The organism is Luteimonas sp. Soil_N_1 (assembly GCF_057656255.1).
Genome location: NZ_JBDGKS010000001.1, coordinates 2,289,936 through 2,302,704, shown reverse-complemented (window position 1 = coordinate 2,302,704; position 12,769 = coordinate 2,289,936). Strand labels below are relative to the sequence as shown.

The window sequence follows — 12,769 nt, the reverse complement described above, 5'->3', positions numbered from 1 at the left end:
TGCAGGAACGTCTTCGGTCGACGCCGGACACGATGCGTATCTGCAGGTGCGCAGGCACAGGAATCGGGGAAGGCGATGGACCGGGCCGAAGCGGCGACCGCGAGCGACGGGCTCTTGGTGGGCCGAGCCGGACGGCAACCGGTCGGAACTACGGGATGTAGGGTACGGGCGGCGAGGTGCGCTGTCCAGCGCGCACCGTGACTACACTGCTGCCTGCATCCGGCAGGGGAACATGTGCATGTGGTACGCGATCGAGGGATACGACGGGCATGACGTCCTGGCACGTCGTGGCGAAGCGCGCCCCGCCCATCTGGCGCGGCTGATGGCCTTGCGCGACGCGGGCCGGCTGCTGCTGGCGGGGCCGTGTCCGGCCATCGATGCAGAGGATCCCGGCCCGGCCGGCTTCAGCGGCAGCATCGTGATCGCCGAATTCGATTCGCTCGAAGCGGCGCAGGCCTGGGCGCAGGCCGATCCGTATGTCGCAGCAGGCGTCTATGCACGGACGGAAGTGCGACCCTTCCGCAAAGTACTGCCGTAACGGGCGGGCGCCGGCCGGCGAGCACGATTTATCGTGCAATGCAGCATCAAAACCGGAGTTATTTCCGGTTTACATGCCGTTGTGGAAACGCTTACAGTCCGGCCATCTCGGGTGTGGGAGGTGGTGTGAGCGTCACGATCAAGGATGTGGCCAAGGCGGCCGGTGTGTCGGTGGCGACCGTATCGCGCGCACTCAACGGCCACCAGAACGTTGCCGAGGCAGTGCGCGAGCGGGTGCTCGCGGTGGCTGCAGAACTGCGGTACAGCCCGCATCACGCCGCGCGCAGCCTCAGCAGCCGCCGGACCCAGACTGTGGGCGTGGTGCTGCCCGACCTGCATGGCGAGTTCTTCTCCGAGCTGATGCGTGGCATCGACCAGGTGGCACGCACCCGTGGCCAGCATCTGCTGGTGTCGAGTTATCACGGCAATCCGGAAGAGCAGGGCGCCGCACTGCGCGCGATGCGCGGCCGCGTCGACGGCCTGCTGTTGATGTCGCCCTACGTGCACGACACGGACTTCCTCGAACGCAACGTCGACGCGAGCCTGCCGCTGGTGCTGATCAACGGTGCGCAGGGACGGCCGCAGGCGTCGATCGGCATCGACAATTACGGCGGCGCGCGCACGATGGTCACGCATCTGGTCGCTGCCGGTTATCGCCGCATCGCCTTCATCGACGGACCCGAAGACAACGACGACGCACGTGAGCGCAAACGCGGGTATCGCGATGCCCTGGCTGCCGCGGGCGCGGACTACGTGCCGTGGGAGTTGCCGGGGCGGTTCGACGAGGACTCCGGGCACCGCGCCGGCCAGGCCCTGCTGGCACTCGACGTACGTCCCGATGCGGTGTTCGCCGCCAACGACATGATGGCGATCGGCTGTCTGTACGCACTCGGCCGCGGCGGCGTATGCACGCCGGCGGACGTCGCGGTCGTCGGCTTCGACGATATTCCGCTTGCACGCTACGTTCACCCATCGCTAACGACCATGCGCGTCGACATCGCTGAATTGGGCGCGCGCGCGTTGAAGACCTTGCTGGAGATCCAGTCGGGGCACGCGCAGGATGCCGACCCGCAGGATGCGCTGTTGCGACCAGAACTTGTGATCCGGGATTCGTGTTGACGCGCGACATCCGGACGCAAGTGCAATGAGTGAAGTGATGGGACCTTGGGAGGGGCTCCGTTGATGGACAACCAGGAGAGGGGAAGCATGTCGGGCGCCATCCTTGTGCGTCGTCATGCGTTGGCGTTCGCGTTGCTTGCGGCACTGGGTGCTGCGCCAGCCGTCTATGCACAGTCAACCTCGGCGACGTTGCGCGGGCAGGTCACGCTCGACGCCGCTGCGGCCGAGGGCGCGCGCGTGAGTGCGACCAATGTCGGCACGGGCCTGAGCCGCAGTGCGCAGGTGTCGCCCAGCGGCAGCTACAGTCTCGCCGGCCTTCCGCCGGGTACCTACAGGATCGATGTGCAGGCGTCGGGCCGTACCGAGTCGCGTACGGTCACGCTGGCGGTCGGCCAGACCGCGACGCTCGATCTCGGCGTTGCCGGGACTGCGGAAACCGCGGCCGGTGACGCTGTCGATCTGGATACGGTGAGGGTGACGGCCCCGCTGCTGGCCGAGACGCGCACGTCCGAGGTGGCGACCTACGTGTCGCAGAAGCAGATCGAGGCGCTGCCGCAGAGTTCGCGAAATTTCCTCGCATTCGCGGACACGGTGCCGGGTATCACGTTCACCCGCTCGGGTGCCGACGAGGTCGCATCGATCCGTTCGGGCGCGCAGGTGTCGAATGCCGTCAACGTGTTCATCGATGGTGTCGGCCAGAAGGACTATGTCCTCAAGGGCGGTCTTTCCGGACAGGATTCGACAGCGGGCAATCCGTTTCCGCAGCTCGCGGTCGGCGAGTACAAGGTCATCACCTCGAACTACAAGGCCGAGTACGACCAGTTGAGCAGTGCCGCAATCACCGCTGTCACGCGCTCGGGTACCAATACCTTCACCGGCCAGTTCTTCTGGGATTCCACCAGCGACGACTGGACCGCGCGTACGCCTGCCGAGGCCCGCGACAACAATCAGGCCTCGCGGCGCGCCGAGCAGTACGGCGCTTCGCTGGGCGGTCCGATCGTGCGCGACATGCTGCATTTCTTCATCAGCTATGAAGCCAAGGACATCGTACGGCCGCGCGCGGTGACGCCGGGCCGCGATTACCTGATCGGCGATCTGCCACCCGGTTACCAGGAGAGCGCCGCGCTGACCGGCGGCTCGCCGTTCCAGCAGGACCTGTTCTTCGGCAAGCTCAGCTTCGCACCCGGCGATGCACACCTGTTCGAACTGAGCGCGAAAATCCGCGATGAAGACGACATCGTCAACGTCGGCGGCGTCAACACGATCTTTGCCGCGACCACGCGCGCGGGCAAGGACAACCGTTTCGATCTGCGCTACCAGTACAGCGGCGAGCACTTCCTCAACGATGCACACATCACCTACGAGGATGTGTCGTTCGGACCGCGGCCACTGTTTTCCGGTATCGGCCGCAGCCTGCGGATCCCGGTGCGCGGCCAGGAGGCGGTGAACAACCCGAACATGGATGTGATCCTCAATGCGGGCGCGGGTCCCGACCTCCAGGACAAGGGCCAGAAGGGCGCTGCGTTCCAGAACGATTTCACCTGGTTCGGCTTCGAGGGACACACGATCAAGGCCGGCCTGAAGTACAAGCAGATCGACATCAGCGCCTACCAGCGCAATCCGGCCAACCCGCAGTTCCGCTACGACATCAACCAGAGCCTCGACATTCCCTACGAGGTGCAGTTCACCGCGAGCGGCATCGGACAGAGTGGGCCGATCACCTCCGAGACCACGCAACTGGGGCTGTACATCCAGGATGACTGGGAGGTCAACGCGCATCTGACGCTCAACCTCGGCGTGCGCTGGGATTACGAGCAGACGCCGAGCTTCGAGGATCATGTCACGCCCGACGCGCTCATCCAGGCACTGCGCGCCTATGCGCCGATCAACAGCCCGGGTGTGGACTACGACTACAACGACTTCATCAGTACCGGCAGCAACCGCAGCGCCTTCAAGGGTGCGTGGCAGCCACGTCTCGGCTTTTCCTACGACCTCAACGGCGACCAGCGTCACGTGATCTTCGGCGGCGCCGGACGTGCGTACAACCGCAACCAGTTCGACTACCTAGCACGCGAGCGCTACAGCCTTGCGTTCCAGAGCTACACGTATGCGTTCGACACGCCCGGCCATCGTTGTCTGGGCGTCTCCACCGCGTGCCTGCCCTGGGATCCGGCGTACTACGACCAGTCGGCGCTCGATGCGCTGGTCGCGGCCAATCCCAACCGCGGCGCCCAGGTCAACATCATCAGCAACGACCTGAAGGTGCCGTACTCGGACCAGTTCAGTCTGGGCATGCGCAATGCGATCGAACTGCTGGGGCACGACTGGAATTCCAGCGTGACACTCAAGCACGTGCTCAGCCATGACGGCATCGTCTTCTCGTACGGCAACCGTCGTGACGGGGGTGCCTATTTCCAGCCGGGCTTCTCGTTCGGCAATGCGCCGCCGGCGGATCTGCCGGGCTTCGGGCGCCTGATCGTCGCCCGTAACGGAGTCGAGACCCGGCTCAATTCGCTGGAAGTGTCGCTGGACAAGCCCTTCACCCAGGCCTCCCGCTGGGGTACGACGCTGGCCTACACCTACAGCAACGCGAAAGAGAACCGCGCCAATCACGACACGTTTTCGTTCGACTATCCCAGCCTCGACTACGCGCCGTTCGCGCCGTCCATCGGTGTGCCGCGCCATCGGCTGGTCGCCACCGGCATCGCCGATCTCGGCTGGGGTTTCACGCTGTCGAGCAAGCTGACACTGGAGACGCCGAGCGCGCTCAATTCCACCAACTGTGTGGATGCGATCGACACCCGCAACTGTTTCTTCGATCCGTTCTTTCCCAATACGACGATCGGCTACAAGCAGCTGGACCTCGCCTTGCAGAAGCGCTTCGACACGGAGACAAGCATTGCGCCATGGATCCGCATGGACGTGCTCAACGTCTTCAACTGGCGCAACTGGACCGGCTATTTCACTGGTCGGGGCACCGGGCGGACGCCGGGTGATCCGGACAGCCAGCCGGTGCCGGATGCGAATTTCGGAAACCGTAACCCCGGGAATCTCGCCATCGCCTATCCGACCCGGATGGTGAAACTTTCCATGGGCTTCGACTGGTGAAACCGGCGCCGCAGGGGGCGGCGCCGATGAACCTGTGCAGCACGCGACACAAACCCTAAACCTACGAGTACACGCGCCATGAGCCATACCCCCGTTCGTTCCCGCCCACTGCCGCGCTCGTTGCTGTGTGTCGCGCTTGCCGGCTGCATGGCCGTCGCCGCGCCCGCGGCGCTGGCCCAGTCCACCGCCGCGACCATCCGCGGACAGGTGATGGTCGATTCCGCACCCGCCACCGATGCGCGCGTGACCGCGGTCAACGCCGCCACTGGCTTGAGCCGCAGTGTCAGCGTCGGTGCCAACGGCAGCTACACACTCGTGGGCCTTCCGCCTGGCACTTATCGCGTGCAGGTGGAAGCGAACGGCCAGAGCACATCGCAGAACGTCACGGTGGCCGTCGGCCAGACCTCGACATTGAACCTTGGCGTGGGTGGTGAGGCCGAGACCGCGACCGCGGGAGACGCGACGAACCTGGATACGGTGCAGGTGACCGCGCAGGCGCTGACGGAAACCAAGACCTCCGAAATCGCGACCTACATTTCCAGCAAGCAGATCGATGCGCTGCCACAGGCGTCGCGGAACTTCCTCGCATTCGCGGACATCGTGCCGGGTGTCAAGTTCAACACTGCGAACGATGGCTCGGCATCCCTGCGCAGCGGCGCGCAGCAGTCTGCAGCGGTGAACGTGTTCGTGGACGGCGTGGGTCAGAAGGACTACGTCCTCAAGGGCGGTGTCACCGGTCAGGATTCGAGTCGAGGCAACCCGTTTCCGCAGCTGGGTATCGCCGAATACAAGGTGATCACGTCCAACTACAAGGCCGAGTACGACCAGCTGAGCAGCGCTGCGATCACCGCGGTCACGCGTTCGGGCACGAACGATTTCGAAGGCAGCTTCTTCTGGGACCAGACGTCTTCGGGCTGGCGCGCCGCGCGGCCTGACGAGATTCCCGACGCGGACAATCCGAATCGCAGGGTCGTGTCTTCCAAGGAAGAGCAGTACGGCTTCTCGCTGGGTGGCCCGATCATCCAGGACGCCTTGCATTTCTTCGTCACGTACGAGGCCAAGGAATACGACTCGCCGCGGACAATTACCCCGGGACGCCGCTTCCAGGCGGCCGACCTGCCACCGGAGTTCCGCGATGCGATCAACACGTCGGTGTCGGTGCCGTTCAAGGAAGACCTGTATTTCGGCAAGTTGAGCTGGACGCCCTCCGAAGGGCATCTGCTGGAGTTCACGCTGAAGCGGCGCGAGGAAGACGAACTGACCAACGTCGGCAACGGTCCCAATACCGCGTCCTACGGCACGCTGAAGACCGGTGAGGAAACGCGCGCCGATCTCCGCTACCAGTTCAGTGCGCAGGACTGGTTGAACGATGCCCACATCACGTTCGAGGAAACCAACTTCGCGCCGCGCCCGGCGACGCTCGCCAACGGCTATCAGCTGTTCGTGCCGCGGGAAGGCGACGAAGACCTCAACAATCCGGATATGGATCTGGTGCTGGCCCTTGGCGGCGGTGGAGACTTCCAGAACAAGGGGCAGAGGGGATATTCGTTTCAGAACGATTTCACATGGTTCGGCTTCGAGCGGCACACGATCAAGGCGGGCGTGAAGTACAAAGCAATCGACATCACGGCATTCGAGCAGTCGCCGTTTACCCCGCAGTTTCGCTACGACCTGTTGCAGGACACAGCGGTGCCGTATTTCGTCGAGTTCACAGCCCCCGGTAATGGCCAGCCGACGTCGGTGGAATCGAGCAGCAAGCAGTTCGGTATCTATATCCAGGACGACTGGGAGGCGACCGACCGCCTGACGCTCAACCTCGGTCTGCGCTGGGATTACGAACAGACGCCAAGCTACGAAAATCACGTAACGCCGGACACGCTGGTCACGCGGCTGCGGGCCTATCCGAACATCAACAACGCGAATGTCGATTACGACATCGAGGATTACATCAGCACGGGAAACAACCGCTCGGCGTTCAAGGACGCATGGCAGCCCCGCATCGGGTTTTCCTATGATCTGACGGGTGACGAACGTGCGGTGTTGTTCGGTGGTGCGGGTCGTTCCTACAATCGCAACCAGTTCGATTCGCTGTCGTTCGAGCAGTACCGCCTTGCCTTCCAGCGCTATCAGTTCTTCTTCGACACCCCTGGTCACGCGTGTAACGGTCCGGATCGACCGCGTCCCCCCTGCATCCCGTTTGACCCCAGCCTGCTCGACGCTGACGCACTGAATGCGTTGATCGTGCCCGGTACGAACTTCGGCTCTGAAGTCTTCCTGCTCAACAACGACATCAAGACGCCTTATTCCGACCAGTTCAGTCTTGGCATCCGGAACGCATTCTCGATGCTGGGTGCCGACTGGAACTCCTCGGCCACGCTGCTCCACGTCAGGAGCGAGGACGGCATCTCGGTCTCGATCGGCAACCGCCGGCCGGATGGCACCTACTTTCCGCCCGGGGTCACCAATGGCAATCCGCCAGGTGGGGATCTGCCTGGCTACCAGCGATTCTTCCTCGTCGACAACGGATTGCGGACCCGTCTGAATTCATTGCTGTTGTCGCTTGAGAAGCCCTACACGCGGGATTCGGCATGGGGCATGACACTCGCCTATACCTACAGCGAGGCCAAGGAAAACCGCACGGGCGATCTGTTCAACGATGTTTTCGATGTGCAGAACATCGAGGATGCGCGGTTCATCGGCAGCAACGGCGTTCCCCGCCATCGCATCGTGGGCACGGGCATTCTGGATTTCTTCGGCTTCACCGGATCGGCGAAGGTGACGTACGAAAGCCCAACCGGCAACAGGGGCATCGACTGCTTCAACGGTGTCGACCCGGGCGGCTGCAACAACGCGATCTTCCGGACGTACTACTTCGACGATCAGGATTTCGTCCAGCTTGACCTGGCCCTTCAGCGCGAATGGAATACCGGCACCGACCTCCGGTTCCGGATCCGCGGCGACGTGCTGAACGTGACCAACGAGCGCAACTACACCCAGTTCGGCAATTTCCGCGGTGTGGGTGGCGTACAGGACGTCAATTTCGGCCAGCGGACCGGCCTCGACATCGCTGGCCCGACGCGCTCCTTCAAACTTTCGTTCGGCGTCGACTGGTAATCCATCGCTGCCGGCCCCCGCAAGGGGGCCGGCAGTTTTATACTGTGCTCTGTAAACGATTTCAGCGCGAGGTTTCCTTCACGATGCAATCCCGTCTCCGTGCCTTCCAACTCCTGATTCCCGTCGCGCTTGCCGCGTTGTTCCTGGCAGGCTGTGGCAATCAGACGCCCGCCGAACCCGACGTGCCGCCCCCGAAGCCGGGCCCCATCGAGCAGGTACCCGAGGTGGCTGCACCCGCGGAGGAAGAGGTGAAGGGACCGCCGGAACTGCCGCCGCTGTTCGCGGACATCGAGCGACGCACGTTCCAGTATTTCTGGGACACGACCAACGAGGTGAACGGGCTCACGCCTGACCGTTTTCCGTCGCGTCCGTTCTCCAGCGTCGCGGCCATCGGATATGCGTTGACCGCCTATCCGATCGGTATCGAACGTGGCTGGGTCAGCAGGACCCAGGCGGTGGATCGCACGCTGACCACGCTGAAGTTCTTCAACAATGTGAGGATGGGGCCGCAGGCCACCGGTACCGGTGGTCATCAGGGCTTCTTCTACCACTTCATCGACATGCAGGACGGCCACCGCTTCGAGCCCTGGGTGGAGCTGTCGAGTGTCGACACCGGTCTGATGATGATGGGCGTGCTGTTCGCGCAGTCCTACTACGACCGCGATGATCCGCGCGAGGCGGAGATCCGCAAGCTCGCCGACCAGCTGTACCGCAATGTGCGCTGGCCGTTCCTGCAGCAGCGCAAGCCGCTGATCTCGATGGGCTGGTATCCCGAGAGCGGCTTCATCGAGCACGACTGGACCGGCTACGACGAGGCGATGCTGGTCTACATCCTCGCGCTCGGTTCCCCGACGCATCCGGTCGGTCCGGAGGCATGGGAAGTGTGGACGCGCACCTATGACAAGTTGTGGGGCGTGTTCCGCGGCCAGGAATACCTGAGCTTTGCGCCGCACTTCGGTCACCAGTACACGCATGTGTGGATCGACTTCCGCGGTATCCGCGACGACTACATGCAGCGTCGCGGCATCGATTATTTCGAGAACAGCCGTCGCGCGACCTATGCGCAGCGCCAGTACGCGATCGACAATCCGATGGGCTGGAAGGACTACGGCGAGAACGTCTGGGGCCTGACGGCCAGTGACGGTCCGCAGCGTACCGACCAGGATTTCAACGGTCAGCAACGCGAGTTCCGTCACTACAGCGCACGCGGTGCAGGTCTGGATGTCGCGTTCGACGACGGCACGATCGCGCCGACCGCGGCAGTCGCATCGATCGCGTTCGCACCCGAGATCGTGATTCCGGCCACCGAGGAGATGCATCGCCGCTACGGCGACTATCTGTATTCGAGCTACGGCTTCCTCGACTCGTTCAATCCCAGCTTCACCTACGAGGACGTGCCGTTGAAGACCGGTCGCATCGTGCCGGGCAAGGGCTGGGTGGCGAGCGACTACATCGCGATCGACCAGGGGCCGATCCTGGCGATGATCGCGAACTACCGGAACGACTTCGTCTGGAACGTGATGAAGAAGAACCCGTACATCCGTGCCGGTCTGGAGCGCGCGGGCTTCACCGGTGGCTGGTTGGCTGGGGAAGACGAGCCCAAGGATTCGGGTCCGCCGGATACCGATGCGGCGATGGCGCGTTCGATGGGCATCGCCGAGTCGCGCGCCGCGAACCAGCAGCCCGACCGTGATGGTCGTACGCCCGCGCCGGCACCGTCGCGCGCGTCCGATCCGGCGCCGGTGGAGTAGGACTTGCGCGCCTTCCGACACGATCCCGGCGCCCGCCGCATGCCCGCGGCGGTGCGCCTCGTGTGCCTGTTGCTCGCGCTCGTGCTGCTCGCGGCCTGCGCGCGTCGCGACGAGCAGACCGTCGTCCGCTTCTGGGCGATGGGCCGGGAGGCCGAGGTCGTGTCGGAACTGGTGCGCGAATTCGAGCGCGAGCATCCGGACATCCGGGTCGAGATCCAGCAGATACCGTGGACCTCCGCGCACGAAAAACTGCTGACCGCATTCGCGGCCGATGCCTTGCCGGACATCTGTCAGCTCGGCAACACCTGGGTGCCGGAGTTCGCGGTGCTCGGTGCGCTGGAGCCCTTGCAGTCGCGTGTCGATGCGTCCGATGTCATCGAAGAAGCCGATTATTTTCCCGGCATCTGGCACACCAATGTCGTCGACGACACGCTGCTCGGCGTGCCGTGGTACGTCGATACGCGTCTGATCTTCTATCGCAAGGACATCCTCGCCGCGGCCGGCGTCGACACACTGCCGCGCACGTGGCAGGAGTGGGAAACGGCGATGGCGGCGGTCAAGGCGCACGTCGGCCCGGACCGTTATGCGGTGATGCTGCCGCTCAACGAGTTCGAGCAGTTGCTGTCGTTCGGCCTGCAGCAGCGCGATCCGCTGCTGCGCGAGGACGACAGCTACGGCAATTTCACCAGTCCCGGTTTCAGCCGGGCGCTGGGCTTCTACACCAACATGTTCGAGCAGGGCTGGGCGCCGCGGATGTCGGAGACCCAGATCTCCAACGTCTGGGATGAATTCGGCCGCGGTTTCTTCTCGTTCTACGTCTCCGGCCCCTGGAACATCCGCGAGTTCCGCAACCGCCTGCCGGCCGAACTGCAGGACCAGTGGGGCACTGCGCCGCTGCCGGGTCCCGATGGTCCGGGTGCGGGCATCGCCGGTGGCACATCGCTGGTGATGTTCCGCGATTCGCCGAACAAGGACGCGAGCTGGCAGCTGATGGAATTCCTGTCGCGCCCGGAGATCCAGCAGCGCTTCCACGCGATGATCGGCAACCTGCCACCGCGCCGCAGCACATGGGACTTCCCGCAGCTGCGCGAAGATCCGTACGCCCAGGCGTTTCGCGACCAGCTCGAACGTGTCGAGCCGACGCCCAAGGTGCTGGAGTGGGAGCGGATCGTGCAGGAAATGCGCCTGATGAGCGAACGCGTGGTGCGCGGCGGCATGGCGCAGGACGAGGCGCTGCAGGCACTCGACGCGCGCGTGGACACGCTGCTCGAGAAGCGCCGCTGGGTGCGTGAGCGCGAGGCGGAAGAAGGCAAGGCCACCGGTGCACTCAGCGCGCCGCCCACCATCGACCAGGGTGCCGCCCATGCGCGCTAGTACCGCAGGCTGGATCTTCGCCGGGCCGGCGCTGATCGTGCTCGGCATCTTCTTCGGCATTCCGGTCGCGTCCGCGCTGCTGCTGAGCCTGACCGACTTCGATCTGTACGCGCTGTCGGACATGTCGAACCTGCGCTTCGTCGCGCTGGGCAATTACTTCGATCTGCTGCAGACGCCGCTGTTCTGGAAGTCGCTCGGCAACACCGCGTACTTCGTCGTGATCGGCGTGCCGCTGTCGATCGGCGTCTCGCTCGGCGCCGCGCTGTTGCTCAACGCCAAGGTCGCGCGCTTCAAGGGTCTGTTCCGCACCGCGCTGTTCGCGCCGGTAGTGACGACGCTGGTCGCGGTCGCGGTGATCTGGCGCTATCTGTTCCACACCAGCTACGGCCTGGTGAACTGGGCGCTGGGCCACATCGGCATCGCGCCGGTCGACTGGCTGGGCGATCCCGCGTGGGCGATGCCGACGATCATCCTGTTCGCCGTGTGGAAGAACTTCGGCTACAACATGGTGATCTTCATCGCCGGCCTCGCCGCGATTCCCGAAGACCTCTACGAGGCCGCGCGTATCGACGGCGCGTCGCGCTGGAAGCAGTTCGTGCACGTCACGCTGCCGATGCTCGGGCCGGTGCTGCTGGTGGTCGCGGTGATCACCGTGTCCGGTTATTTCCAGCTCTTCGCCGAGCCCTACGTGATGACGCGCGGTGATCCGCTGCAGAGCACCGTCAGTGTGCTGTACTTCATGTACGAGGAAGGCTTCATGTGGTGGAACCTCGGCCGCGCATCGGCGGTGGCGTTCCTGCTGTTCCTGATCATCCTCGGCGTCACCACCTTGCTGCTGCGCTTCGGGCGCAAGCGGGAGCTGGTATGAGCCGGATCGCGGCGTATCACGAAGTCGGCGCGACGCGCTGGTCGGCCTGGGCGGTGAACGGCGCGCTGGTCGCGCTGGCGGTCGTCGCGCTGGCGCCACTGCTGTGGATGCTGTCGGTGTCGTTCATGCCGACGGGCGAGGCGAGCGGGTTTCCGCCGCCGCTGCTGCCGTCGGCGATCACCTTCGACAACTACCACGAGCTGTTCGCGCGCGCCGGCATGGGCCGCTACTTCGCCAACAGTCTGATGATCTCGGCGGCGATCACGGTCGGTGCGCTCCTGATCAACACCATGGCGGGCTACGCCTTCGCGAAGCTGCGCTTCAAGGGCCGCGAGCGGCTGTTCCAGATCCTGCTCGCGGCGCTGGTGATTCCGGCGCAGGTGGCGATGCTGCCCTTGTTCCTGATGATGAAGGGCCTCGGCCTGGTCAACAGTTTCGGGGCCGTCGTCATTCCGGGCCTGGCGACGGTGTTCGGCATCTTCCTGGTGCGCCAGTACGCGCGTTCGATTCCCGACGAACTGCTGGAAGCGGCGCGCATCGATGGCGCCGGCGAGATGCGGATCTTCTTCCAGATCGTGCTGCCGATGCTCAAGCCGGTGCTGGTGACGCTGACCATCTTCACCTTCATGGCCGCGTGGAACGACTTCATGTGGCCGCTGATCGTGCTGACCGACCAGACCAATTACACGTTGCCGGTGGCGCTGGCCGCGTTGTCGCGCGAGCACATCCAGGACGTCGAGATGATGATGGCGGGCGCCGTCGTCACCGTGATTCCGGTGTTGCTGCTGTTCCTCGCGCTGCAGCGCTACTACATCCAGGGCCTGCTGCTCGGCAGCGTGAAGGGGTAAGGGCGAGCGCTTGCGCGGCACTGCCGCGCGCTCGACCGAACGCCCGGCCA

At 64.4% G+C, this 12,769-nt stretch carries 8 protein-coding genes; all 8 read left to right on the top strand.

Translation table 11 applies throughout. From position 1 onward, the window contains the following. Nucleotides 1-238 precede the first annotated feature (238 nt). The 8 genes from AC3A4E_RS10555 to AC3A4E_RS10520 all read left to right on the top strand — a co-directional run bounded on the left by AC3A4E_RS10555 (nt 239) and on the right by AC3A4E_RS10520 (nt 12,719). Nucleotides 239-538: a YciI family protein gene (locus tag AC3A4E_RS10555; RefSeq protein ID WP_487631432.1), complete on the top strand. Its 300-nt coding sequence runs from the start codon at nt 239-241 to the stop codon at nt 536-538. A 113-nt stretch (nt 539-651) separates the two neighbouring features. Continuing rightward, nucleotides 652-1,656: a LacI family DNA-binding transcriptional regulator gene (locus tag AC3A4E_RS10550; RefSeq protein ID WP_487631431.1), complete on the top strand. Its 1,005-nt coding sequence runs from the start codon at nt 652-654 to the stop codon at nt 1,654-1,656. An 87-nt stretch (nt 1,657-1,743) separates the two neighbouring features. Then, on the top strand, nt 1,744-4,764 hold the full coding sequence (locus AC3A4E_RS10545) for a TonB-dependent receptor (protein ID WP_487631430.1): 3,021 nt from the start codon (nt 1,744-1,746) through the stop codon (nt 4,762-4,764). A gap of 78 nt (nt 4,765-4,842) precedes the next feature. Continuing rightward, entirely contained in the window at nt 4,843-7,878 is a 3,036-nt protein-coding gene (locus AC3A4E_RS10540) for a TonB-dependent receptor (protein WP_487631429.1), read from the top strand. Nucleotides 7,879-7,961: 83 nt separating this feature from the next. Next, on the top strand, nt 7,962-9,629 hold the full coding sequence (locus tag AC3A4E_RS10535) for a glucoamylase family protein (protein WP_487631428.1): 1,668 nt from the start codon (nt 7,962-7,964) through the stop codon (nt 9,627-9,629). A 51-nt stretch (nt 9,630-9,680) separates the two neighbouring features. Next, a complete protein-coding gene (locus AC3A4E_RS10530) occupies nt 9,681-11,003 on the top strand; it encodes a sugar ABC transporter substrate-binding protein (RefSeq protein ID WP_487632052.1) in 1,323 nt (440 codons plus the stop codon). Then, nucleotides 10,993-11,871, top strand: coding sequence for a carbohydrate ABC transporter permease (locus tag AC3A4E_RS10525; protein ID WP_232138087.1), 879 nt, complete (start codon nt 10,993-10,995; stop codon nt 11,869-11,871). Before AC3A4E_RS10530 ends, AC3A4E_RS10525 begins: the two co-directional genes overlap by 11 nt. Continuing rightward, on the top strand, nt 11,868-12,719 hold the full coding sequence (locus AC3A4E_RS10520) for a carbohydrate ABC transporter permease (RefSeq protein WP_487631427.1): 852 nt from the start codon (nt 11,868-11,870) through the stop codon (nt 12,717-12,719). The genes AC3A4E_RS10525 and AC3A4E_RS10520 overlap by 4 nt, the downstream gene beginning before the upstream one ends. The last annotated feature ends 50 nt before the right edge of the window (nt 12,720-12,769 follow it).